The organism is Streptomyces sp. NPDC017202, from assembly GCF_044331705.1.
Taxonomy (GTDB): domain Bacteria; phylum Actinomycetota; class Actinomycetes; order Streptomycetales; family Streptomycetaceae; genus Streptomyces.
On record NZ_JBIRNP010000014.1, the window covers coordinates 16413 to 40955 of the forward strand.

Below are 24543 nucleotides of genomic sequence, written 5' to 3' on the forward strand. Positions count from 1 at the left end.
GCGCTGCCCGCCGGACGTGAAGGGCGCTTGTTGTACTCTTCGCCGCCGGAGCCGATCGCCTTGCGAGGGGTGGCCCCAGTCTGCCACTCGCACCCCGGCGGGCCGGGAGCCGGGCCCGGCTCTGCGCGAGAGTCCCACCTCTCCTCCTCCGGGCGCTCACGGTATCCCCGTGCGCGGCACGGCGGCACGGCCGTGCGGCGGGCGGCCGCCTGGTCGGGCGCGGACGGCCGCCCGGTCGTGCGCGCGACGACACGGCCGTACACGGCATGTACGCGCGCGTACGCGACGGGCCGAACGCGGCCGGTTCCGTGTGCTCGCCGTGACCGCCGGAACGCGTCCTGTGAGGACCGACGACGCGACACGCGACACAGCCTGGGTGAATGAGCCAAGCCCTACATCTAGTGGTTGGATGTCCCCGGCAGCCCACAAGTTGTGTTCCCCCGGGACTTCGCACCCTCCGGAATCACCTATGCTGGGGGCTGCTTCGAGGGGCCCGTGAGGCCCGCGAGGCCATGGAGACTGCTGTGAGGAGGGATGGATCATGCACTGCCCCTTCTGCAGGCACCCCGACAGCCGTGTCGTCGACAGTCGTACGACCGACGACGGCACGTCGATCCGCAGGCGCCGCCAGTGCCCCGACTGCTCCCGTCGTTTCACGACCGTGGAGACGTGCTCGCTCATGGTGGTCAAGCGGTCCGGGGTCACCGAGCCCTTCAGCCGCACCAAGGTCATCAACGGCGTGCGCAAGGCCTGCCAGGGACGGCCCGTCACGGAGGACGCGCTCGCCCAGCTCGGTCAGCGGGTCGAGGAAGCCGTGCGGGCCACCGGGAGCGCCGAGCTGACCACCCACGACGTGGGGCTGGCCATACTCGGCCCGTTGCAGGAGCTGGACCTCGTCGCCTACCTGCGGTTCGCCTCCGTCTACCGGGCGTTCGACTCGCTCGACGACTTCGAGGCCGCGATCGCGGAACTCAGGCAGGCGCGGCACCCCGAGGCGGACGACGGCGGCCGCGAGGGCGCGGCAGACGCCGTCGCGGGGGGCCGGGAGGACGACGGCGGGCGCGGAGGGACCGTGCAGGTTCCCGAGCCCGCCCACTCCGCCGACTGACCGCGGGCCGGAACCGGAACGCAGGTTCCGGACCGGGCCGGGCGACGGCGGACGAGACCTGCTGCGGGCGTGGCGAATGGTGGTGCCCGCAGCACAAGACAGAACACCGTGTCACGGGAACAGCGTGGCATTTCAGGGCGTTTTCGCCCGTACAGGGAGGCGGCATGACAGAGACGGCGAGCGGTCCGGCACGGGGTTCCCGAGCCAAGGGCGCCAAGGCGACCAAGGGCCTGCGTATCGAGCGCATCCACACGACCCCCGGCGTGCACCCGTATGACGAGGTGGCCTGGGAGCGCCGTGACGTCGTCATGACCAACTGGCGCGACGGCTCGGTCAACTTCGAGCAGCGTGGCGTCGAGTTCCCCGACTTCTGGTCGGTGAACGCGGTCAACATCGTCACCAGCAAGTACTTCCGGGGTGCCGTCGGCACCCCGCAGCGCGAGGTCAGCCTCAGGCAGCTGATCGACCGCATCGTGAAGACCTACCGGAAGGCCGGGGAGGACCACAAGTACTTCACGTCGCCCGCCGACGCCGAGATCTTCGAGCATGAGCTGGCGTACGCCCTCCTGCACCAGATCTTCAGCTTCAACAGCCCCGTCTGGTTCAACGTCGGCACGCCGCAGCCCCAGCAGGTCTCGGCCTGCTTCATCCTGTCCGTCGACGACTCCATGGAGTCGATCCTCGACTGGTACAAGGAAGAGGGCATGATCTTCAAGGGCGGCTCCGGCGCCGGCCTGAACCTCTCCCGCATCCGCTCCTCCAAGGAGCTGCTCTCCTCCGGCGGCAACGCCTCCGGCCCGGTCTCCTTCATGCGCGGCGCCGACGCCTCCGCCGGCACCATCAAGTCCGGTGGTGCCACCCGCCGCGCCGCCAAGATGGTCGTCCTCGACGTGGATCACCCCGACATCGAGGACTTCATCGAGACCAAGGTCAAGGAGGAGGAGAAGATCCGCGTCCTGCGCGACGCGGGTTACGACATGGACCTGGGCGGCGACGACATCACGTCCGTCCAGTACCAGAACGCCAACAACTCCGTCCGCGTCAACGACGAGTTCATGAAGGCCGTCGAGCAGGGCGACAAGTTCGGCCTGCGCGCGCGGATGACCGGTGACGTGATCGAGGAGGTCGACGCCAAGTCGCTCTTCCGCAAGATCGCCGAAGCCGCCTGGGCCTGCGCCGACCCGGGCATCCAGTACGACGACACCATCAACACCTGGCACACCTGCCCCGAGTCCGGCCGGATCACCGCGTCGAACCCGTGCAGCGAGTACATGCACCTGGACAACACGTCCTGCAACCTCGCCTCGCTGAACCTGATGAAGTTCCTGAAGGACGACGGCCAGGGCAGCCAGTCCTTCGAGGCCGACCGCTTCCAGAAGGTCGTCGAGCTGGTCATCACCGCGATGGACATCTCCATCTGCTTCGCGGACTTCCCGACCCAGAAGATCGGCGAGAACACGCGCGCGTTCCGCCAGCTCGGCATCGGCTACGCCAACCTCGGCGCCCTGCTGATGGCGACCGGCCACGCGTACGACTCGGACGGCGGCCGCTCGCTGGCCGGCGCCATCACCTCCCTGATGACGGGTACGGCCTACCGCCGCTCCTCCGAGCTGGCCGCGGTCGTCGGTCCCTACGACGGCTACGCCCGCAACGCCGACGCCCACAACCGCGTCATGAAGCAGCACTCCGACGCCAACCAGAAGGCCGTCGGCATCGACGACCTGGACAGCCCTGTCTGGGCCGCCGCCACCGAGGCCTGGCAGGACGTGCTGCACCTCGGCGAGAAGAACGGCTTCCGCAACTCCCAGGCGTCCGTGCTCGCCCCGACCGGCACCATCGGTCTGGCGATGTCCTGCGACACCACCGGTGTCGAGCCCGACCTCGCCCTGGTCAAGTTCAAGAAGCTGGTCGGCGGCGGCTCGATGCAGATCGTCAACGGCACCGTGCCGCAGGCCCTGCGCCGCCTGGGCTACCAGGAGGAGCAGATCGAGGCGATCGTCGCCCACATCGCCGAGCACGGCAATGTGATCGACGCCCCCGGCCTCAAGCCCGAGCACTACGAGGTGTTCGACTGCGCCATGGGCGAGCGCGCCATCTCCCCGATGGGCCACGTCCGCATGATGGCCGCGATCCAGCCGTGGATCTCCGGCGCCATCTCCAAGACGGTCAACATGCCGGAGACGGCGACCGTCGAGGAGGTCGAGGAGATCTACTTCGAGGCCTGGAAGCTCGGCGTCAAGGCGCTCGCGATCTACCGCGACAACTGCAAGGTCGGCCAGCCCCTCTCCGCCAAGACCAAGGAGAAGGAGAAGAACGAGGTCACCGAGAAGGCCGAGGACACGATCCGCGCCGCGGTCGAGAAGGTCGTCGAGTACCGCCCGGTCCGCAAGCGTCTCCCCAAGGGCCGTCCCGGCATCACGACGTCGTTCACGGTCGGTGGCGCCGAGGGCTACATGACCGCCAACTCCTACCCGGACGACGGTCTCGGCGAGGTCTTCCTGAAGATGTCCAAGCAGGGCTCGACGCTCGCCGGCATGATGGACGCCTTCTCCATCGCGGTCTCCGTCGGCCTCCAGTACGGCGTACCGCTGGAGACGTACGTCTCGAAGTTCACCAACATGCGCTTCGAGCCCGCCGGTATGACGGACGACCCCGACGTGCGGATGGCCCAGTCGATCGTCGACTACATCTTCCGCCGCCTGGCGCTCGACTTCCTGCCCTTCGAGACCCGTTCCGCGCTCGGCATCCATTCCGCCGACGAGCGTCAGCGCCACCTGGAGACCGGTTCGTACGAGCCGTCCGAGGAGGACGTCGACGTCGAGGGTCTGGCCCAGTCGGCCCCGCGCGCCCAGGACCTGAAGGCCGTGGCCACGCCGAAGGCCGAGGTGGAGGCCGCCAAGCCCGCCCCGCAGCAGGCCCACACCAGCGCCGAGCTGGTGGAGATGCAGCTGGGCATCCACGCCGACGCCCCGCTGTGCTTCTCCTGCGGCACGAAGATGCAGCGCGCCGGTTCCTGCTACATCTGCGAGGGCTGCGGCTCGACCAGCGGTTGCAGCTGATATCGGGCGACCCCGGGCGGTAGGGCCCGCCCGGGGTGAACGACCTGGCGAGGGCGGTGGAGCCGGTTTCCGGTTCCACCGCCCTCGGCGTCCGGAGGTGCGGGACCCCGAGCCCCGGACCTCCCGGAGACCCCGGCCGGGACGGAGTGAGCGGGTGGCGCCGGACCCCGGCTCCACCCGCTCACTCCGTGTCCCACCGGCGTTCAGGACCGGCGCAGTCGGCCCATGATCCTGGTGAAGGCCGCCGGGTCCTCCTCGTAGCCCTGCACGCCGTCGTGGAGCGACCAGCCGTCGACCGGGTCGCGCACGAACTCCGCGACCGTGGCCGCCGTCGCGCCGAGCACGCCCCCGAAGTCGTTCTCGGTCAGCACGGTGTAGCCCTCGCGTATCCGGAAGGCCGGATTGCGCACGCTGACGAAGGTCCGTTCCTCGGGACGCTGCTGGATGACGACGCCGACCACCACGCGCGCGTACCGGGCATCCAGTCGGTCGAGTTCGAGTGTCATGACCTCGTCCCAGCCGAAGCCCCTGCCGTCCGTGCTGTCGCGGTTGAGCGTGATGGTGCCGTCGGGGGAGCGGCTGTCGAAGTGCACCACGTAGGCGGGCTCGCCCCCCGGGTCGTCCGCGAGGTAGGTGCCGGCCACTATGTCCAGGTCGGTGGGCGGCTCACCCGCCGGACTCGGGTCCCACCTCAGCGCCATCTCGACCTTGCGGATCCCCTTGTTGAGGCCGTTCACCGGTCTTCCCCTCCCCGTCCCCGTCTGCTGTCGCGCCGAACTGGCCGCTCATCAGGGCCGGTTGTCCATCCTGCCACGCGCGTGCGGCAGCCCGCACGGGTGCCTGGCGCCCAGGAGTGACCGACGCCACCCCGTCGGCCGTACCATGGCGCGGTGCTGGTCAAGTGGATTCGCTGCACCGTGGTGGACCGTCGCGGGTTCGAGCGGGGGCAGCGAAAGTGGGCGGGGCTTCTGGGGGAGCCGGGATTCCGGGGGCAGGGCGGGGGCTGGAGCAGGGCACGGCCCTCGGTCGCGCATGTCTTCGCCTTCTGGGAGAGCCGGGCCTTCTACGACTCCTTCATGGCGCGCTCCCACGACCGGCTCGCGACCACCCAGGCGGGCACCTTCAAGGACGCCCAGGTCCGCCTGTTCGACTACCGCTTCGACGTGAAGACGGGCTTCGAGCCCCGCTTCACCGACTCCGACCTGGTCCGGGTGGCCCTGTGCCGGGTCCACGAGGAACGCGCCGAACACTTCACCCTGATGCAGGAGAAGGTGTGGAACCCGGCCATGGCGGGATCACCCGGCATGGTCCGCGGCCTGTTCGCGGAGGCGCCGGGACACGAGTTCCTGGTCCTGTCGATGTGGCGCTCGCAGGCCGAGCACGGCAAGTACCGCACCGAGCGGGTGGAACGGCTCGCCCTGCGCGCGCAGACGGAAGCGGACGTCTCGGCCATGACCGGCGACATCGTGGAGCTGGAGCCCACCTGGACGGTGTGAGATCCGGATTCCCGGACCGCGTGCGCCGACGCACCTCCGGGGTGCGGGAATTCGTGTGACCTACGCCGTATGGAGGCCGTAGGAGTGCTCGATCGGCCGCCACTCGATCTAGTGTTTTCGCATGGCAAGACCACGGCGCATCGTCCTTGTCCGGCACGGGGAGTCAACGGGCAATGTTGATGACACCGTCTACGAGCGTGAACCCGACCACGCGCTGGCCCTGACCGAGCGGGGCCGGCACCAGGCGGAGGAGACGGGCAGGAGACTGCGGGAGGTGTTCGGCGACGAGCAGGTCAGCGTGTACGTCTCGCCCTACCGGCGCACCCACGAGACCCTCCGCGCCTTCCACCTCGACCCCGACCTCATACGCGTGCGGGAGGAACCCCGGCTGCGCGAGCAGGACTGGGGGAACTGGCAGGATCGCGACGACGTCCGCCTCCAGAAGGCCTACCGCGACGCCTACGGGCACTTCTTCTACCGCTTCGCCCAGGGCGAGAGCGGGGCGGACGTGTACGACCGGGTCGGCGGCTTCCTGGAGAGCCTGTTCCGCAGCTTCGAGGCACCCGACCACCCGCCGAACGTGCTGATCGTGACGCACGGCCTGGCCATGCGACTGTTCTGCATGCGCTGGTTCCACTGGACGGTCGCAGAATTCGAGTCCCTGTCGAATCCCGGGAACGCCGAGATGCGGATGCTCGTTCTCGGGGACGACGGCAAGTACACCCTCGACCGGCCGTTCGACCGGTGGCGGGTTCCGGAGCCGTACGGGATCACTGGAGAGTGGCAGAGCGATGACCGTTGACTCCTCCCCCGAGGGACGCCTGGGGCGCGCCCTGGCAGCGTTGCGCGGACTCGCGGTGGGGGACGCGCTGGGCTCACAGTTCTTCGTGCCGGCCCATTACCCGCTGCTGAAGGACCGCGAACTGCCGCCGGGGCCCTGGCGGTGGACGGACGACACCGAGATGGCCTGCTCCGTCGTCGCCGTCCTGGCCGCCCACCGGCGCATCGACCAGGACGCCCTGGCCCACTCCTTCGCCGCGCACCACGACTTCGACCGCGGCTACGGCCCCGCCGTCAACCGGCTGCTGAGACTCGTCCGGGAAGGCGGCGACTGGCGCGAACTCGCAGCCGCCCTGTTCAACGGCCAGGGCTCCTGGGGCAACGGCGCCGCCATGCGGATCGCCCCCCTGGGCGCCTGGTACGCGGACGACCCCGAGCAGGCCACCCACCAGGCGGAGATCTCCGCCTACCCCACGCACCAGCACCGGGAGGCCGTGGTCGGCGCCATGGCCGTCGCCGCGGCCGCCGCGCTGGCCGGTGCGCCGACAGGTCCGCCCGGCGCCGACGCCCTCCTGGAGGGCGTCATCGGCCTCATCCCCAGAAGCGCCGTGACGGCGGGACTGCGCCGTGCCCGGGACATGCTCGACTACGACGACGCCGGCACCGTCGCGGCGGTGCTGGGCTGCGGCCGGCGTACGACGGCCCACGACACCGTGCCGTTCGCGCTCTGGTCCGCCGCCCGCTCCCTCGGCGACTACGAGGAGGCCTTCTGGACCACCGCTCAGGCGGGTGGGGACGTGGACACGACCTGCGCCATCGTCGGCGGCGTCATCGCCTCCGGAAAGGCCGGCGCGCCTCCCGCCACCTGGGTGGAACGGGTGGAGGCACTGCCGGCTTGGGTCCCCACGGCGTCCTGAGCGCCGCCGCCCTCACCGCTGAGCGGTTTCCGTCCTCGTTCGCCGTCCGCCCAGGTGAACGCTGTGTGGCCGAAGGGAACTCTGCGTGACCGTTCGCGCGTTGTCCGGACATCCGCCCCGCGATCGGTGAGCCCGGGAGCGGGGGAGACGGTCGAGCGGCTGGACGGAGGCGGGATGAGCGTGAGGTCCGCGGTGTGGGCGGTCGTGAGGGTGTCCGCCATCGCCTACGGGGTGCTCGGCGGGCGGAAGCGCATCGGTCGGGGTGGAGTGAGGGGCCGGGCGAGCGGCCGCGGACACGCGCCTGCGAGGTGTGTCGACGCCGGCCCGCGGCCTGCCCGAGGGGACTCGCGGTCAGCCGACCACGGGGCCCGCTGTGCCCGACAGTGCCTCCAGGTCGCTCTTGCGGACCCGGACGACCGGTACGGAGATCACCACGGCGAGCGCGGCCATGGCGGCGGCCGGCGCGAAGGCCGTCGAGATCCCGTGGGCGAGTACCTCGTGTCCCCGCGGAGCGGGCAACTTCCCGGTCGTCGCGAACTCGGCCTTCTGTTCCGCCGATCCCTCGGCCAGGAACTTCAGCTGCTGCTTCTTCGCCTCGTCGGTGCCGGCCGAGCCGAAGACGGTGGTCGAAAGGGCCAGTCCGATCGAACCGCTCACCTGCTGGGTGGCGTTGAACAGGCCGGTGGGCACGGTCGGGTGGAACGGCCTCGCGATGGAAGGGGTGGCGGCCGGTGCCCAGACCGGCAAGGCGGCCGTGTACCGCCGCTGACCGTCCAAGGAGGGCCTCGTCGCCGACGCCCCGCGTGCCGGACTGCCGAGGCTGGACGCGGCGCCCCGTCTGGGGAGCGTGCGCGAGGACCTGCTGGCCCTGACGCGCCGGGCGCGCGACGCCATGTACTCCCGGCCGGGTTTCACGCTGCGCTCGATCATTCACGAGTGCGATCCGCGTCAGGCGGAGCGCTTCCACGCCCTGATCCTCGAAGGGGCCGTCGAGTCGACCGTTCAGCTTCTGCGCGAGGTCATCAGGCGTGGGATCGAAAGGGGTGAGGGGTGTTTCGGCGCGGTGAACGGCTATGTGCTGGATGCCGTTCCGGCCGTGATGATGTACCTCTCCGAGATGTGCGGAAGCGAATGGAGCGATCGGGGGATCGAGGAGATGATCGACCAGTCCATGCTGCCGCTGCTGCGGCCGGACGCGGGCTGAACGAGCCGATGGCGAGTCCTTCGGCGATCGCACGCGGCGTCCTGCCGACCGGGGTGTCGCGAGGGGATCCGGGCGGCGTAGGCTAAGGCCGCCATGCCGTACGAACCACCCACTCACACCGTCGAGCGCTCCCTCCGCGCCACGACCGGAGCCAAGATCATCGCCGGTGTCGACGAAGTGGGGCGCGGTGCGTGGGCCGGTCCCGTCACCGTCTGCGCGGCGGTCACCGGACTGCGCCGGCCCCCCGTCGGCCTCACCGACTCCAAGCTCCTGTCCGTCAAGCGTCGCAACGAGCTTGCCGTGGAACTGGAGAAGTGGGTGACCTCGTACGCCCTCGGGCACGCCTCCCCGGAGGAGATCGACGACCTGGGGATGACCGCCGCTCTGCGACTCGCCGCGGTGCGTGCCCTGGACGCCCTGCCGGTGCGCCCCGAGGCGGTGATCCTCGACGGCAAGCACGACTACCTCGGCGACCCCTGGAGGGTCCGCACGGTGATCAAGGGCGATCAGTCGTGCGTGGCCGTCGCGGCGGCCTCGGTGCTCGCCAAGGTGCAGCGCGACAAAATGATGGCCGAACTGGGCATCGACCATGCAGACTTCGGTTTTGCGGACAACGCCGGGTATCCGTCGCCCGTCCACAAGGCCGCACTGGAGGAGCGGGGCCCCACCCCGTACCACCGGTTGTCGTGGGCGTATCTTGATGCGTTGCCCCAGTGGCGGCACCTCAAGAAGGCCCGCAGCTGGGCGAACGGAAGCGCGCCGGAGATCGAGGGCCAGCTCGGCTTCGACTTCTGACGATTCCGCTCGCACTGATGTGCCACCCGCTGGCGCGAGCCGCACCACTGTTTGATAGACATCAGCCCATGCCTCTCATTCCCGAGGAGCCTCAGATTCACGAGAGTGCCCAGGGTCCCCGCGCCACTCCGGCCAGTGGCCGCACCGCGCCGACCCCTCGACCCGTACCCGGTCCCCGTCCCGCGGCTCCGTCGCGTCCCGGTCGGCCTGGTCCTGTCCGGCCCACGCCGCCCGTGCAGCGCACGCCGCGCGATGTGGCCGCCGTGCCCGGCCCTTCGGCCCCGGCCGTCCCTGCCGTTTCCCCTTCCGTACCCGCTTCGGCGACTCCTCAGATCCAGCTGATCCCGGCCTCGGCCGCGGGTGCGCTGGACGCCGCCGAGGAGGCCGTCGACCTGCTGCTCGAGTCGGGCCGCGCCCCGGGTGAGGTGCTGGTGGTCACCACCGGCGAACAGCACCCGTGGGCCGCCCATGAACTGTCCTTCGGTGAGGCGTCCTACTGGGCGCAGCACGACTCGGGGGACGACGTCTTCTACGCCGATGCCTCCGCGTTGGACCGGGCGGCGGTGCGACCCGTGGTCGTCGTCGCGGTCAACGGACGTTCCGCTGCCGTCGCCGCCACCGCCCTTCCGGCGGCCCGCGCCCGGGCCGGTGCCCTGCTGATCTGCTGCGGTGAACCGCAGCAGATCAACTCGGTGCTCGGCGGGGGCATCTGAGCCCGCTCCGGGTCGTCTCCCGGTCGTCCGGGAGAGCATCCGGGGCGGGGGAGGAGCCGCCCCGCGGCACCTCCCTGACGGTCTTCGGGTGCGCGGACCCGGAAGTCCGGGTGCGTGCCTCGGCGTGCGCATGGCCGCGGACTCGCGCGGGCTCCGGCCCTGGACGGCGGACGAGCCCGGGGCGCGGCGTCGTTCGCGGGCATCGTGATGCGTCGCGCGCGACATCGTGATGTGCCGTGCCGACGCCGCATGCGCGGTGCCGGCGCGTGATGCGCGGTGCCGGCACCCCGTGTCGTGCGGTGCGACGCGGCACCGCGCAGTCGGTTCTTCGGGACCGCTGTCCGGTGAAGGCGGATCGTTTCTGCCGACTCGGCGGGGGCGTCGGCAGCTCTCAGCGCGCGGCCGCGCGGCGCAGCACCTCCGAGGCTGCGCCGCCGGTCCGCGGCAACGGCGGCGGCGCCTCGGACAGCGCGAAGGGCTCCGGCGGTGAACCCGCGTGGGGGCGGCGGCCTCCGCGGCCCTCGCCGAGGACCTGCCAGCCGTCCCGGGTCAGCGTGATGTACGCCCCGCAGCGCAGCCCGTGCAAGGTGCAGGCGTCACGCAGACCCCACATCCAGGCACCGTCCTCCTCCGTCCAGCGCGCGTCGCCCTCGCGGCAGTAGAGCAGCACGGCGGTGCGCACCGGCGTGCGGCGCCGCAGATCGTGCGGGACGACCCGGCGCAGCTGGGCGAGCAGCGCGTTGCGGAACATCCAGCCGTCGGCCTGCGCCTGGCGACGTGTGAACGAGGCGCTGGCCAGCAGCCGTTCGTCCGGATCGAGCACCGCCACGATCGCGGTGGCCGGCTTCGGCAGATGACGCGCGTGCAGGCCGCTGACGACCTCTCGCGGGTTGCGCAGCAGCGGAATGCCGGCCGAAGCCCACTCCGCGGGTTCGAGCAAGCGGTTGGCGGAAGCGGCGGACGGGGGCGTCGACAGCGATGCCGACGACGGAGCGAATCCGAGGGTCACGAGCCTCCCTTCGGCTACGGCCCACACCTGCGGGCGGGTCGGATTCGGGGGCACGCACACCGCAGCAGAGCCCTGCCGGACCACGGGCGAGCCGTGCGGGGAGCGGAACTCAATTCTTCCTGTCGAACTTGGATGCGGCAACGAGCAATTGGGGCCACCGACCCTTATGTGGCGGAGAGTGTCTTATATCCTTACCCCATGAACGCAGTGTGACGCGTGTGCCGGTCGTACACCGCTCGTTCATCTGCCCCAGGGGTGGCGTTTCCCGGTCGACGCGCAGGCCTTCCCCGGCCGACGCGCAGGCGGCGTCGGCCGGCGCGCAGGCGGCGTCGGCCGGTGCGCGCGGTGCCGACCTTGGTTCTGGGTGCACGGACGCGCCACGTCCCCTCACGCAGAGTGAGGTGGCCGATTGTCGGTGCCATCGGGTTGCATGGGGGCATGGACAACCTGGAACTCCGCACCGAAGCAGACGCCATCCTCGCCGAGCTGGTGGGTGCGCCGGGGGCGCGGCTGCGTGAGGACCAGTGGCAGGCGGTGGCGGCCCTCGTCGAGGAGCGCCGGCGGGCCCTGGTGGTGCAGCGCACCGGCTGGGGCAAGTCGGCGGTGTACTTCGTCGCCACCGCGCTGCTGCGCCGGCGCGGTTCCGGGCCGACGGTGATCGTCTCGCCGCTGCTGGCGCTGATGCGCAACCAGGTCGAGGCCGCGGGGCGGGCGGGCATCCAGGCGCGCACCATCAACTCGGCGAATCCGGAGGAGTGGGCCGCGATCTACCAGGAGGTCGAGCGCGGCGAGACCGACGTTCTCCTCGTCAGTCCGGAGCGCCTCAACTCCGTCGATTTCCGGGACCAGGTGCTCCCCAAGCTGGCGGCCACGACCGGTCTGCTGGTGGTCGACGAGGCGCACTGCATCTCCGACTGGGGCCACGACTTCCGCCCCGACTACCGCCGGCTGCGGGCCATGCTGGGCGACCTCGCCCCCGGTGTGCCGGTCCTCGCCACCACCGCGACCGCCAACGCGCGCGTCACGGCCGACGTGGCCGAGCAGCTCGGTACCGGCGCCGGCGAGGCCCTGGTGCTGCGCGGCTCGCTGGAGCGGGAAAGCCTCCGGCTCGGAGTCGTCCGGCTGCCGGACGCCGCGCACCGCCTGGCCTGGCTCGCCGAGCACCTGGACGAACTGCCGGGCTCCGGGATCATCTACGCGCTGACGGTCGCCGCGGCCGAGGAGGCCACCGCCTTCCTGCGGCAGCGCGGCTACACGGTGGACTCCTACACGGGCCGCACGGAGAACGCCGACCGGCTCCAGGCCGAGACCGACCTCCAGGAGAACAGGGTCAAGGCGCTCGTGGCCACCTCCGCGCTGGGCATGGGATTCGACAAGCCGGATCTGGGATTCGTCGTCCATCTCGGCTCGCCCTCCTCGCCGATCGCCTACTACCAGCAGGTGGGCCGCGCGGGCCGAGGCGTGGAGCACGCCGAGGTGCTGTTGCTGCCCGGCAAGGAGGACGAGGCCATCTGGCGCTACTTCGCCGACACCGCCTTCCCGCCCGAGGCGCAGGTGCGCCAGACCCTCTCGGCCCTCGCCGACGCGGGACGGCCGCTGTCCGTGCCCGCCCTGGAGGCGATGGTGGACCTGCGGCGCACCCGGCTGGAGACGATGCTGAAGGTCCTCGACGTCGACGGGGCCGTCAAGCGGGTCAAGGGCGGCTGGGAGAGCACGAGGCAGCCCTGGACGTACGACACCGAGCGGTACTCCTGGGTGGCCCGGCAGCGGGCCGCCGAGCAGCAGGCCATGCGCGACTACGTGAGCACGACCGCGTGCCGGATGGAGTTCCTGCGCCGGCAGCTGGACGACGAGGGCGCGGTCCCGTGCGGCCGCTGCGACAACTGCGCCGGTGCCTGGATCGCTTCCTCGGTCTCGGCCGAGGCCCTCACCGGGGCGACGAAGGAACTGGATCGCCCGGGGGTGGAGGTCGAGCCGCGCCGCATGTGGCCGACGGGCATGGCCGCGCTCGGCGTCGACCTCAAGGGGCGCATCCCCGTCCGCGAGCAGTGCTCCACCGGGCGCGCCCTGGGGCGCCTCTCGGACATCGGCTGGGGCAACCGCTTGCGCCCCCTGCTGGCCGAGAACACCCCCGACGGACCCGTTCCCGACGAGGTCCTGAAAGCCGCGGTGGCCGTCCTCGCCGACTGGGCGCGCTCCCCGGGCGGCTGGGCGGCCGACGCCCCCGACGCCTCGGCCCGTCCGGTGGGCGTCGTCGCGGTCCCGTCACTGGCCCGCCCGCAACTGGTCGGCTCCCTCGCCCAGGGCATCGCGGCCGTCGGCCGTCTCCCCTTCCTGGGCGCCCTGACCTGCACCGGCCCGGGCGGTGCCCACGCGGTTCGTCGCAGCAACTCCGCCCAGCGCCTCAGGGCGCTCTCGGAGGCCTTCACGGTCTCCGATGAGCTGGCCGCCGCCCTGGCGGCCGCTCCAGGTCCGGTGTTGCTCGTGGACGACTACACCGACTCCGGCTGGACCCTCGCGGTCGCCGCCCGTCTCCTTCGCCGGGCAGGCAGCGAGGCGGTTCTTCCGCTGGTCCTCGCCGCGGCGGGCTGAGCACCCCCTGCGAAAGGCTGGGGTCCGGGCGGAGGGGGAGCTCGGCGGGTAGCCGGGCCTCGCGTCGATGACGTGTCCCTGGCCAGACTTATCCACAGGCTCAACCGGAATTCCACAGTCCGCGAGATCGTCGACACATGACGAACCACAGCGAAACGACAGGATCCTCCGGAAACGGCGACATCACCGGACGCGGGGAACGTACCGGCCCCGAACCGCACGAGAGCCGGGCCGGGTACGACCACGAGACCGCGTACGGCCGTGCGGCCTCGTACGACCACGAGACCGAGACCGCGTACGAAGGTCACGTCCCGTACGACGGGCGCCCCTTCCCCGACGGAGGCCCCGCCCCTCACCAGGTCACCCTGCGCACCCCGGCCGAGTTGGCCGACGCCCTGCCCTACCTGCTCGGGTACCGGCCCGAGGACAGCATCGTTCTCGTCGCCCTCCACGACCACGGCGGCCGGGGCAGGTTCGGCGGCCGGGCCCGCCTCGGCATCCCGGCCCACCCGGAGGACTGGCCCGCGGTGGCCCGGCAACTGGCACAGGGGCTCGTGACCGGCAGCGAACGCAGGGGAGTCCGCCCCGCGCAGATCGTCGCCTACCTCTGCCAGGAACCGGCGAAGGGCGAGACGGGCGGTCGGGTCCGGGAGCGCCTCCAGCCGCTCGCGCACGCGCTCCGTGTCGAGTGCGGTCGGCTCGACATCCCGGTGATCGAGGCGCTGTGCATCTCGGACGGCCGCTTCTGGTCGTACTGCTGCTCCGGCGAGGGCTGCTGCCCGGTCGAGGGGGTGCCGATGGGCCTGCCGGGCACATCCGTGCTGGCTGCGGCGGCCACCTATGTCGGCATCCAGGTCCGCGGCACGCTGGGGGAGTTGAGGGCCCGGCTGCTACCGCTGGAAACGGGTGTCGCCGTGGAGCAGGAGCTGGCCCTCGACACGGCGGGCATGGACCTGCTTCCCCGGATGCTCCACGACACGAGTCGCGCGGCCGTCGCGGAGGAGACCATCGCACTGGCCGCACGCGTGATCCGCAGGTTCTCCGAAGCGCCCTCGGTGATGGGCGCCCTCCCCGCGGACCGCCGGGACGACGAGCTCGTGGCTTCCGACGAAGCCGCTGCCCTCATTCTGGGCCTCCAGGACCGGGTGACGCGTGACCGCGCCGCCGAGTGGATGGAGGGCGACGAAGCCACCCCCGCCCTGCGGCTCTGGCGAGCGCTGGCCCGCCGCTGCGTCGGCCCCTACGGCGAGCACGCGGCGGCCCCGCTCACCCTCGCCGGCTGGGTCGCATGGTCCAGCGGTGACGAACTCGAGGCCCGGGAAGCCCTCGCCATGGCCCTGGGTGCGGACCCGAGCTACCTCTTCGCCCGCCTCCTGCACCATGCCTGCAACGAGGGTCTGGACCCCGAATCGGTCCGACGCTGCCTGCGCGCCGAGCGCGAGGTGCGCGAACAGCAGGTCGGAGGAGGAACCGACCGTCGGGGGAGGGCCGGGGCCGGAACCGGGACCGTGACCCCAACCGGGGCCGTGTCCGGGACCCGTGGTCACGACCGGGCCGCCGTTCAACTCCAAGGAGGGACACGGCCTCGAGCAGGCGAGGAGGTCACCCGGATCGGCGTCGAGAGCCACGAAAGCGGTGCCGGCCGGACCGACGGCCGGGGCGGAGCCCAGCCCGGTGCGGCATCGGATGCCGACAGCGCGACCGGTTCCGCTCCCGCTCCGGGACCGGAGCGGTCCCCCGGCGCCGACCGCCGCCGACGCCGTACGCGTTCCGCCGGTGTCGCCGGATCTCCCGCGCGGACGACGGTGGGGGCGGCGCAGGAACGGGGAGCGAAGACCCTCCGCACCCGTGCGGCCGGCCCGACGCGGCCCGCCGCTCCCGGCCGGGCCGACACGCGCTCGCGTACCCGCACCTCCGCCGAGGCCGCCGCACGGCGGCGGAGCGGCTGCGCCGACGGCGACGAGAGCAACGGGCAGAGGTGAGCCGGTACCCGCTCGGAGCGCGGAGGCGGGAGGCGCCCGGTCGATCGTCGTACCGGACCGGCCGGGAGGCCGCTCACAGCCGGACAGCCGTGGGAGCGGCCTCCCGGCCGCCGCACCAGCGCCATTCGGTGGGCCGTCGCCCGCGCGGGCGTGACCTGGCGGAGCCCAACCCCGTTCCCTGGGTGGCGGCACAGCCCGCCCGGGTTGTGCCGCTGCGCCCTGCCGGAGACGGCCGCCGACCACGCCAGAGGCGTCCAGAGAGCAGAGGAAGTCACCTCATGCATCAGCCGACTCCGCCCTCAGCCACCGACGAACGCCGCCCGGTGCTGCCGCCACCCGATCCGGCACCTCGGCCCCCGCGACGGGAGATGCCACCGGCTCAGGGAGCGACCCCGCGTCGCCCCGCCGATCTGCCCCCCGTCCACACGGCGATGATCTGCGTCTCCCTGCCCGGTCTCGCCATCTCCACCGGCGAGGGACAGCTGACCGGACACGGACTGGAGGGGTTCTACCGGGCCGGCCGACGCGTCCTGTCCCGCTGCCAGGTGCGGGTCGCCGGACGCGAACCGCTCGTCGTCCAGGCACGGATGACATCGGCCGACCGGGCTCGTTTCGTCGGAACCCTGCGGGTCACGCCCCATGGAGGACCGGACCCGGACGTCGTCGTCGAGCGAACCCGTTCCGCGGACGGCGTCGAACGGATCACGTTGCGCAGCGCCGCCACGCGCCCACTACGTCTGCCGGTGGAGGTGGCCCTCGGCACGGACCTGGCCGACCTGGGCACCGTCGCGGCCGGCGCCGTCGGGCCCGAGCTGCCCGCAGACGTGCACGACTCCGGCCTGCGCTGGGCCGGCCCCGCCGGGAACGCCTGCATCACGGCCCACCCGCCACCCACCGACGCGCTCGCCTCCGCAGGGCTCCTGCGCTGGGAGTTCGACGTGCCTCCCGGCGGCAGCGTGACCGTCGAGCTGAGAGTCCGCCTGGAAGGTGCGGGACCGGTGCGGGCCGTGGGCCGGGCCGCCACGAGCCCCCTGGCCGCCGCGCGGGCGACCGGCGACGACCCCCGGGTCCGTCAGTTCCTGGACACGAGCATCGAGGACCTGGAGGCCCTCCTCGTGCGGGACCCCCTACACCCCGGGGACACCCAGCTCGCCGCGGGAGCACCGTGGCGCTGCGGGCCGGCCCCCGCCGAGGCCCTGGCCGCGGCCCGTATGACCCTGCCTCTCGGCACGCGGCTCGCCGCCGGCACGCTGCGCGCCCTCGCCCGCACCCAGGTCAGGGGCAAGGGGCCACGGACGGGCATGATCCCGGGACCGCGGCGCGACGCGGGCGCACACCTGCCTCCGGCCTGCACCGGGACGGAGGCGACGCTGCTCTTCCCCGTGGTCCTGGCGGAGGCCCGCCGGTGGGGGCTGCCCGATCGGGAGACGGAGGAGCTGCTGCCGACGGCCGAGCGCTGTCTGGCCTGGCTGCGGGCCACGGTGGGGGAGGGCACGTACCTGTGCGACCCCCAGCCCGGCGGGCCCCTCCGGTGCGAGACGCAGGCCCATGCCCACCGCGCGGCACTGCTCGGCGCCGACCTGCTCGACACCCTGGGCAGACCAGGCGGCAACGGACTGAGGGAATGGGCGCAGGCTCTGCGGACCGCGTTCCACGAGGACTTCTGGGTCGACGACCCGGCAGGCGGCCGCCCCGCCGCCGCCCGGACCCCGGACGGCCGCCCGGTGCCCCGTCTGGGAGCGACCACCGTCCACCTCCTGGACACCGGCCTGCTGGGCGGCGGGGAGTACGCCCAGGGGCTCCTCGACAAGGTGCGGACCGAACAACTCGCCCGGCTCCTCGGCAGCCCGGGCATGGACTCCGGCTGGGGGTTGCGCGGACTGGGCGTGAGGGAGGCGGGTCACAACCCCTTCGGGCATCGCGGCGGTGCCGTACGGGTCCACGAGACGGCGATCGGAGTCGCGGGGCTGGCGGCGGCGGGATACGAGAAGGAGGCGGGGTCCCTGCTGCGGGGCGTACTGGCGGCTGCCGAGGCCTTCGGCCACCGGCTCCCCGAGATGTACGGCGGGGAGCAGCGAACCGAGGGGAGTGCTCCACTGCCCCACCCGGCCGCCTGCCGCCCCGCCGCCACCGCGGCCGCCGCCGGGGTACTCCTCCTGACCACGGTGGCGGGAATCCGGCCCGACGCCCCGGCCGGGACCGTGACCTTGCGCCCGCTGCGCGGCGCACCCCTGGGCGAGGTCTGTCTGACAGGCCTGCGGGTCTCCGGTGCCCCCTTCTCCGTGCGGGTCAGCCGACTCGGGCTGGCCATGGTCGAGGAGGCGGCCGACGGGCTGCAATTGGGCGCGTGACCCGGCGGGACACGGGCGGGCCGACAGCCCCGGGGCGCGTGGAGACGGCCGCGCGGACCGCGGTGGCTCAGCCGTCGATGCGGCGGACGAAGGGCGTGTTTATCGTCAGGAAGACGACTATGATCGCCGCATGCCCTACGACCCGTCAGCGTTTCCGCCCTTCGCCGTCACTGTGGACCTGGTCGTGCTGACCGTGCGCCGCCATGCCCTGTGCGCGCTGGCGGTGCGCAGGGGGGAGCCGCCGTTCCAGGGATGGTGGGCCCTTCCGGGCGGCTTCGTGCGGGACGACGAGGACCTTTCCCAGGCAGCGGCACGCGAACTGGCCGAGGAGACCGGACTGCGCGCCCACGGTCCCGCCGCCCCCGACCAGGACAACGGCGCCCACCTGGAACAGCTCGCCACCTACGGCGATCCCGGGCGCGACCCCCGGATGCGTGTGGTCAGCGTCGCCCACCTCGCCCTCGCCCCCGACCTGCCGGCACCGCGTGCCGGCGGCGACGCGAGCAACGCGTGCTGGGCCCCGGTCGAGGAACTGCTGCAGCAGGGCGGTTACGGCCGTGACGGCGAACCGGTGGCACCCCTCGCCTTCGATCACGCGCAGATCCTTGCCGACGGGGTCGAGCGGGCCCGCTCCAAGATCGAGTACTCGTCGCTGGCGACCGCTTTCTGCCCCACCGAGTTCACCGTCGGCGAGCTGCGCCGCGTGTACGAAGCGGTGTGGGGGGTGGCGCTGGACCCGCGGAACTTCCACCGCAAGGTGACGGGCACACCGGGCTTCCTGGTCCCCACGGGCGGCACCACCACCCGCCAGGGCGGCCGCCCCGCGCAGCTCTTCCGCGCCGGCGGCGCGACCCTGCTCAACCCGCCGATGCTGCGCCCCGAGGTGTGATCCCGGCGCGCGTACCGGGAGGTGTGTGACAGGGCCTCGACCGCTTCGGGACATGCGCGGCGGGCCAGGGCCTCGACCGCCCCGGGACGTGCTGACCGGGCCGTGACCGCTCCGGGACGTCGACCGTCGCTCGGTGTTCACCTCGCGCCTCCCGTGGATCAGGTGTCCGTGTCGATCGCCGTTCCGGGCGGGGTGGTTGGCGCCCCGTGACGATCAGGGTTCCGTGGCCAGCCGTGCTACTCCGCAAAACGGTACATAGCGCGCTATCTTGCTACGGGTGATCCAGGCCTTCGGACTGACCAGCAATCCCCGCAAGGGCCTCCCGCTCGCGCTCGACGACGTTTCCTTCGAGGCGCGCGCGGGACACGTGACCGTGCTGCTCGGAGCGCCGGGCGCGGGTAAGACCACGGCACTGAGACTCATGCTCGAACTCCAACAGGGCCGTGGTCTGACCTACTTCAGGGGGCGCCCCCTGCACCGCATCGCCCACCCGTCCCGGGAGGTCGGTGTCCTCCTGGGGGATGTGCCGGGGCATCCGGCCCGCACCGTCCGCGGCCATCTGCGCATGTTGTGCGCGGCCGCCGGTGTCCCGGTCCGACGGGCCGACGAAGTCCTCGAAGCGGTCGGCCTGGTCAGCCTGCGCGACGAGCGCCTGGGCACCCTCTCCCGCGGCATGGACCGCCGGCTCGGCCTCGCCTGCGCCCTTCTCGCCGATCCGCACACCCTCGTGCTCGACCAACCGGCCGACGGGCTCTCCGAGCGCGAAAGCCGCTGGCTGCACGGTCTGCTGCGCGCGCACGCGGCCCAGGGCGGCACCGTGCTCTCGACCACGGCCGAGCCCAAGGAGGCCGCCCGTACGGCCGACCGGGTCGTCACCCTGGACCAGGGCAGGCTCGTCGCCGACCAGGAAGCCGCGCATTTCGCCCGCAACCGGCTGCGGCCCCGCGTCGCCGTCCGCACCCCGCACGCCGCGCGCCTGGCGGCCGCGCTCACCAAAGAGGCCCGTACCGCTCGCCGCTCCGTCGAGGTCGTGCAGGAGGACGGCAACCGCCTCTCCGTGTACGGCAGTACCTGTGCAGACATCGGGGAGGCCGCGTTCCGGCACCGCATCCTCGTCCACCAACTCGCCGACGAGGTGGGCGACATGGGACCCGGAGCCGACGGCGGCAACGTGGACTCGACGCACGCCGTGCAGGAGACCGGCGGCCGGGACGGCGAACCCGGCCCGGCCCACGCCCGCGACGACCGACCGTCCGGCGGCACGTCCCACGAGGAGCAGCCCACCGCGGCCGCCGACGCCCCCTCCCCGGAACCTGACCGCCCGACCCCGAACCCGCCCTCCACCTCCACCGCAGCCGGACCCCGGCCGACCCCTATCGCACCGGGACCGGCCACCGCGGCCACGGTGACGGCGCCGGTCAAGGGGGCGGTGCCGGACACGGCGACGGCGCCAGTCAAGGGGGCGGTGCCGGACACGGCGACGGCGCCGGTCAAGGGGGCGGTCGCGCCGGGAGTCGTGGGACCGGGACGGGCCGCCGCAGGGTCGGCGGTCACGCCGGTCGGGGAATCGGTCGCGCCGGGAGACGCCGGACCGGGACCGGCCGCCGCGGCCATGACGGCGCCCCCCGCGCAGCCGGCCCCGCCGGACGGCGGCCCCGACGACTCCCCGGTCGCCGTCGCTGGACCCGCCCGCGCCCCGGCCGGGGGCCCCTCGGGCCCCTCCCGAGCTCTCGAGGGCGCCCTGCCCGCTCTGCCACCCCCCATCGCCGTCCGTTCCGCCCCCAGCCCGCTGCGCCCTCTCCGCTACGAACTGCGCCGTGCCGCGGGTATCAGCACCGGCTTCCTCACCGGTGCCGCCGTCCTGCTCGTCTCCGCCCTCACCTCGCTCGTCCTGGCCCGTATCGGGCACACCTCGCAGGCACGGCTGCTGGCCGCCTGGCCCGTGCAGCTGCCGCTGCCCCCGGCGGCGCTCGGCGCGGGCCTGCTCGGTGCGCTCGCCTTCGGGGACGAGTTCCGCCACCCCGCCCTGGCGGCGGATCGCGGGAGCGTGCCGCGCAGGCTGGGTCTGCTCACCGCCAAGCTCCTCGTCTCCGCCCTCACCGCGCTGACGCTCGCCTTCCTCACCGCGGGCTGTGACGCCGAAGTGCTCTATCTCGTCCACGGGCGGGAGTTCATGCAGGTTCCCGCCGACTGGTTGCAGCTGGGGGCGAGTTGGCTCGCGCTCACGGTCGGCTGCGCCTGGGCCGGCGTTCTGGCCGCGGGCGTCTTCCGGTCCACCACGGCCGGACTCGCCGCGGTGGTCGCCGTACCGGTGGCTGTCGTACCGCTCGTACAGAAAGCCGTGGAGAGCGCATCTGTGCGGACCGCCGCCGGATTCTCGGTGCGGCTGCGTGAGGTGCTGCTCTCGCAGTGGCCCTTCGGCGGAGACCGCTATGTGGCAGCCGCGTTGCGCGTGGTCGCTCAACCCGTGGGTGGAGCCTTGGCGTTGTCGCTGAGCGGTCTGCTCTGCGCGTATCTGCTCACAACCATGCGCAGTCGTGCCCGATGACGACCGCCCGTTCCCACCTGGGAACGGATTGTGCGCAACTCCCCGCAGAACGCCCATTTCTTTCCGATAAGGCGTCAATTGCGACGGAGTGAGCGATCACCCTTTCGTGTGCTTTTCACCAAAGACCTCAAGGGAGTTGGAGGCGGCGCCGACAAAGGATCCGTGAGTACCCTTGCGCACACCATGATGACCGCCGCCCGCTCCGCCGACTCCGGTCTGGCCGGCCCGGGCGAACTCGACCGCTACCCCTTCGGGGAGGGCCCCGCCGCCGACCGCGTCGGCACCCCTGTCTGGGAGGGTGCGGATCCCGAGCTGGGCCGTGTGGGCCGGCGTGGCGCGGGCAGCCGCGGACGCGGGCTGCACGGCCAGCTCGTCCAGCAGCTCGGCCAGATGATCGTTTCCGGTGATCTGGGTGCGGACCGCCCGCTCGTGCCGGAGGAGATCGGCCAGCGCTTCGAGGTCTCCCGCACCGTCGTCCGCGAGTCGCTCCGGGTCCTGGAGGCCAAGGGACTCGTCAGCGCGCGGCCGAACGTCGGCACGCGCGTGCGTCCCGTGAGCGACTGGAATCTTCTCGACCCGGACATCATCGAGTGGCGGGCCTTCGGTCCGCAGCGTGACAACCAGCGGCGCGAGCTGAGCGAGCTGCGCTGGACGATTGAGCCGCTCGCCGCCCGTCTCGCGGCCGGGCACGGGCGCGAGGACGTCCAGCAGCGACTGTCGGACATGGTCGAGATCATGGGACACGCCATGGGGCAGGGCGACGCGCTCACCTATTCCCGGGCCGACGCTGAGTTCCATTCTCTGCTCATCCAGGTCGCGGGCAACCGCATGCTGGAGCACCTCTCCGGCATCGTGTCCTCCGCACTTCAGGTCTCCGGCGGCCCTGTCACGGGCTGCGACCGGCCGACCGAGGCTTCGCTGGGCCACCACGGCAGGATCGCCGACGCCCTCGCCGCGGGTGACGGCGCCGGTGCCGAAGCGGCCATGCGGCAGCTGCTCACCCTCCACCCCGAGGTGGAGCGGGTCGTCCCGGCGCCTCGCGAGCACTGACCGCACGCCGCGGTCGGCGCTGCCGGGGACGCCCCACTCCTCTTCCTCCTCCTGCGTCGTGCCCCGCCTCCCCGCCCTCCCGTCGGACCCCGCAGGACCCACCTCGGGTCTGCGGGGTCCGACCGCGCGTCGAGGCCGATTGACTCGCAACGGTGTGGGTAGACACTGCGGGTGACCTTATCTGCCCGCGTCTGACAGCCTTTGAGCGCTTACGGGGTGTGACTCGGGCCACGAAGATTGGGCGTAACGCTCATGGAAGCAACGCGATGACCTAAGAGGTGACTGCCGCGGAAGGAATACGGACGCCATAGAAGGCGCTGTGCAACTTCCCGGCCCCCGCCCGCACCGTCGGCCCACCCCCAGGCCGGTGGTCGGCTCCTGTCCCTCGTGGACGGGGCCGGAAGCCGTTTTCCAACGTTCCGAGAGGTTGTTCGTGTCGGCCAGCACATCCCGTACGCTCCCGCCGGAGATCGCCGAGTCCGTCTCTGTCATGGCGCTCATTGAGCGGGGAAAGGCTGAGGGGCAGATCGCCGGCGACGATGTGCGTCGGGCCTTCGAAGCTGACCAGATTCCGGCCACTCAGTGGAAAAACGTACTGCGCAGCCTCAACCAGATCCTCGAGGAAGAGGGTGTGACGCTGATGGTCAGTGCCGCGGAGCCCAAGCGCACCCGAAAGAGCGTCGCAGCGAAGAGTCCGGCCAAGCGCGCCGCCACCAAGACGGTCGCGGCGAAGACGGTGACCACCAGGAAGGCCACCGCCACTTCCCCCGCCGCTCCGGCCGCCCCCGCTGTGGACGACCCCACAGGCGAGGCCGCCACCGAGAAGAAGGCGGCTGCCAAGAAGACTGTCGCCAAGAAGGCGACCGCCAAGAAGGCCACCCCCGCCAAGAAGACGGCGGCCAAGAAGACCGCCGGCAAGAAGGACGACGCCGAGCTGGTCGAGGACGAGGTCCTCGAGGAGACCCCCAAGACGGGCGACGAGCCCGAGGGCACCGAGAGCGCCGGATTCGTCCTCTCCGACGAGGACGAGGACGACGCGCCGGCCCAGCAGGTCGCCGCCGCCGGCGCCACCGCCGACCCGGTCAAGGACTACCTCAAGCAGATCGGCAAGGTCCCGCTGCTCAACGCCGAGCAGGAGGTCGAGCTCGCCAAGCGCATCGAGGCCGGTCTGTTCGCCGAGGACAAGCTGGCCAACGCCGACAAGCTCGCCCCCAAGCTCAAGCGCGAGCTGGAGATCATCGCCGAGGACGGCCGCCGCGCCAAGAACCACCTGCTGGAGGCGAACCTCCGTCTGGTGGTCTCCCTCGCCAAGCGCTACACCGGCCGCGGCATGCTCTTCCTGGACCTCATCCAGGAGGGCAACCTCGGTCTGATCCGCGCGGTCGAGAAGTTCGACTACACCAAGGGCTACAAGTTCTCCACGTACGCCACCTGGTGGATCCGTCAGGCGATCACCCGCGCCATGGCCGACCAGGCCCGCACCATCCGCATCCCGGTGCACATGGTCGAGGTCATCAACAAGCTCGCGCGCGTGCAGCGCCAGATGCTCCAGGACCTGGGTCGCGAGCCCACCCCGGAAGAGCTGGCCAAGGAACTCGACATGACCCCGGAGAAGGTCATCGAGGTCCAGAAGTACGGCCGCGAGCCCATCTCGCTGCACACCCCGCTGGGCGAGGACGGCGACAGCGAGTTCGGTGACCTCATCGAGGACTCCGAGGCCGTCGTACCGGCCGACGCGGTCAGCTTCACGCTCCTCCAGGAGCAGCTGCACTCCGTCCTCGACACCCTGTCCGAGCGTGAGGCCGGCGTGGTCTCCATGCGTTTCGGCCTCACCGACGGTCAGCCGAAGACCCTCGACGAGATCGGCAAGGTCTACGGCGTGACGCGCGAGCGCATCCGCCAGATCGAGTCCAAGACGATGTCGAAGCTGCGCCACCCGTCGCGTTCCCAGGTGCTGCGCGACTACCTCGACTGAGTCGACTCCGTACGACGCCGAAGGCCCGGTTCCCCGCAGGGAGCCGGGCCTTCGCCTTGGCGCCCGGGTGCGCGG

General features: G+C 72.1%; 16 protein-coding genes and 2 pseudogenes. 15 read left to right on the plus strand and 3 right to left on the minus strand.

The annotated features are described in order from the left end of the window. The first annotated feature begins 541 nt into the window (after window positions 1–541). Both nrdR and ACH4N1_RS24560 read left to right on the plus strand, forming a co-directional pair. On the plus strand, window positions 542–1108 hold the full coding sequence (gene nrdR, locus ACH4N1_RS24555) for a transcriptional regulator NrdR (protein WP_398100107.1): 567 nt from the start codon (window positions 542–544) through the stop codon (window positions 1106–1108). A 164-nt stretch (window positions 1109–1272) separates the two neighbouring features. Next, entirely contained in the window at window positions 1273–4167 is a 2895-nt protein-coding gene (locus tag ACH4N1_RS24560) for a vitamin B12-dependent ribonucleotide reductase (RefSeq protein WP_398100109.1), read from the plus strand. Between the two features lie 203 nt (window positions 4168–4370). Here ACH4N1_RS24560 and ACH4N1_RS24565 read toward each other — a convergent pair whose 3' ends face one another. Further along, a complete protein-coding gene (locus tag ACH4N1_RS24565) occupies window positions 4371–4904 on the minus strand; it encodes a TerD family protein (RefSeq protein ID WP_398100110.1) in 534 nt (177 codons plus the stop codon). A gap of 153 nt (window positions 4905–5057) precedes the next feature. On the opposite strand from ACH4N1_RS24565, the gene ACH4N1_RS24570 reads away from it, so the two are divergent. The 3 genes from ACH4N1_RS24570 (at window position 5058) to ACH4N1_RS24580 (ending at window position 7360) form a co-directional block, all read left to right on the plus strand. Next, window positions 5058–5663: a YdbC family protein gene (locus ACH4N1_RS24570; protein ID WP_398100112.1), complete on the plus strand. Its 606-nt coding sequence runs from the start codon at window positions 5058–5060 to the stop codon at window positions 5661–5663. A 121-nt stretch (window positions 5664–5784) separates the two neighbouring features. Beyond that, entirely contained in the window at window positions 5785–6465 is a 681-nt protein-coding gene (locus ACH4N1_RS24575; RefSeq protein WP_398100114.1) for a histidine phosphatase family protein, read from the plus strand. Continuing rightward, window positions 6455–7360 (plus strand): ADP-ribosylglycohydrolase family protein, encoded by a 906-nt coding sequence (locus ACH4N1_RS24580; RefSeq protein ID WP_398100116.1) that lies wholly within the window; start codon window positions 6455–6457, stop codon window positions 7358–7360. The genes ACH4N1_RS24575 and ACH4N1_RS24580 overlap by 11 nt, the downstream gene beginning before the upstream one ends. Window positions 7361–7711: 351 nt before the next feature. Here ACH4N1_RS24580 and ACH4N1_RS24585 read toward each other — a convergent pair. Beyond that, window positions 7712–8044, minus strand: a pseudogene (locus ACH4N1_RS24585) (MFS transporter); the annotation flags it as partial. Between ACH4N1_RS24585 and ACH4N1_RS24590 the strand changes: the two are divergent. From ACH4N1_RS24590 to ACH4N1_RS24600, 3 genes and pseudogenes are all read left to right on the plus strand, one after another. Further along, a pseudogene (locus tag ACH4N1_RS24590) lies at window positions 8004–8564 on the plus strand (TetR/AcrR family transcriptional regulator C-terminal ligand-binding domain-containing protein). The pseudogenes ACH4N1_RS24585 and ACH4N1_RS24590 overlap by 41 nt on opposite strands. 93 nt (window positions 8565–8657) lie before the next feature. Beyond that, window positions 8658–9359, plus strand: a complete 702-nt coding sequence (locus ACH4N1_RS24595) for a ribonuclease HII (RefSeq protein ID WP_398100117.1) — start codon at window positions 8658–8660, stop codon at window positions 9357–9359. A 68-nt stretch (window positions 9360–9427) separates the two neighbouring features. Beyond that, the gene (locus ACH4N1_RS24600) at window positions 9428–10072 is read left to right on the plus strand and encodes a hypothetical protein (RefSeq protein WP_398100118.1); all 645 of its coding nucleotides are present in this window, start codon (window positions 9428–9430) and stop codon (window positions 10070–10072) included. Window positions 10073–10463: 391 nt separating this feature from the next. Here ACH4N1_RS24600 and ACH4N1_RS24605 read toward each other — a convergent pair whose 3' ends face one another. Beyond that, entirely contained in the window at window positions 10464–11081 is a 618-nt protein-coding gene (locus ACH4N1_RS24605; protein WP_398100120.1) for a hypothetical protein, read from the minus strand. A gap of 438 nt (window positions 11082–11519) precedes the next feature. On the opposite strand from ACH4N1_RS24605, the gene ACH4N1_RS24610 reads away from it, so the two are divergent. From ACH4N1_RS24610 to ACH4N1_RS24640, 7 genes are all read left to right on the plus strand, one after another. Then, window positions 11520–13673 (plus strand): RecQ family ATP-dependent DNA helicase, encoded by a 2154-nt coding sequence (locus ACH4N1_RS24610; RefSeq protein ID WP_398100122.1) that lies wholly within the window; start codon window positions 11520–11522, stop codon window positions 13671–13673. 137 nt (window positions 13674–13810) lie between these two features. Further along, complete coding sequence (locus tag ACH4N1_RS24615; protein ID WP_398100124.1) at window positions 13811–15655, plus strand: DUF4192 family protein; 1845 nt, start codon at window positions 13811–13813, stop codon at window positions 15653–15655. 431 nt (window positions 15656–16086) lie between these two features. Further along, window positions 16087–18006 carry a glycogen debranching N-terminal domain-containing protein gene (locus tag ACH4N1_RS24620; protein WP_398100126.1) on the plus strand — a complete coding sequence of 640 codons (1920 nt, stop codon included), beginning with the start codon at window positions 16087–16089 and terminating at the stop codon, window positions 18004–18006. Window positions 18007–18136: 130 nt separating this feature from the next. Next, a complete protein-coding gene (locus ACH4N1_RS24625; RefSeq protein WP_398100128.1) occupies window positions 18137–18895 on the plus strand; it encodes an NUDIX domain-containing protein in 759 nt (252 codons plus the stop codon). Window positions 18896–19172: 277 nt separating this feature from the next. Next, window positions 19173–21443: an ATP-binding cassette domain-containing protein gene (locus ACH4N1_RS24630; protein WP_398100129.1), complete on the plus strand. Its 2271-nt coding sequence runs from the start codon at window positions 19173–19175 to the stop codon at window positions 21441–21443. 162 nt (window positions 21444–21605) lie between these two features. Continuing rightward, entirely contained in the window at window positions 21606–22493 is an 888-nt protein-coding gene (locus tag ACH4N1_RS24635; protein ID WP_398100130.1) for a FadR/GntR family transcriptional regulator, read from the plus strand. Window positions 22494–22926: 433 nt separating this feature from the next. Next, window positions 22927–24468, plus strand: coding sequence for an RNA polymerase sigma factor (locus ACH4N1_RS24640; protein WP_398100131.1), 1542 nt, complete (start codon window positions 22927–22929; stop codon window positions 24466–24468). Window positions 24469–24543 lie beyond the last annotated feature (75 nt).

What these genes read in the sequence shown, in the direction of transcription:
- ACH4N1_RS24620 (WP_398100126.1), top strand. Translation starts at nt 16,087, where the DNA reads ATGATCTGCGTCTCCCTGCCCGGTCTCGCCATCTCCACCGGCGAGGGA.
- ACH4N1_RS24600 (WP_398100118.1), top strand. Translation starts at nt 9,428, where the DNA reads ATGCCTCTCATTCCCGAGGAGCCTCAGATTCACGAGAGTGCCCAGGGT.
- ACH4N1_RS24580 (WP_398100116.1), top strand. Translation starts at nt 6,455, where the DNA reads ATGACCGTTGACTCCTCCCCCGAGGGACGCCTGGGGCGCGCCCTGGCA.
- ACH4N1_RS24595 (WP_398100117.1), top strand. Translation starts at nt 8,658, where the DNA reads ATGCCGTACGAACCACCCACTCACACCGTCGAGCGCTCCCTCCGCGCC.
- ACH4N1_RS24625 (WP_398100128.1), top strand. Translation starts at nt 18,137, where the DNA reads ATGCCCTACGACCCGTCAGCGTTTCCGCCCTTCGCCGTCACTGTGGAC.
- ACH4N1_RS24560 (WP_398100109.1), top strand. Translation starts at nt 1,273, where the DNA reads ATGACAGAGACGGCGAGCGGTCCGGCACGGGGTTCCCGAGCCAAGGGC.
- ACH4N1_RS24575 (WP_398100114.1), top strand. Translation starts at nt 5,785, where the DNA reads ATGGCAAGACCACGGCGCATCGTCCTTGTCCGGCACGGGGAGTCAACG.
- ACH4N1_RS24610 (WP_398100122.1), top strand. Translation starts at nt 11,520, where the DNA reads ATGGACAACCTGGAACTCCGCACCGAAGCAGACGCCATCCTCGCCGAG.
- ACH4N1_RS24615 (WP_398100124.1), top strand. Translation starts at nt 13,811, where the DNA reads ATGACGAACCACAGCGAAACGACAGGATCCTCCGGAAACGGCGACATC.
- nrdR (WP_398100107.1), top strand. Translation starts at nt 542, where the DNA reads ATGCACTGCCCCTTCTGCAGGCACCCCGACAGCCGTGTCGTCGACAGT.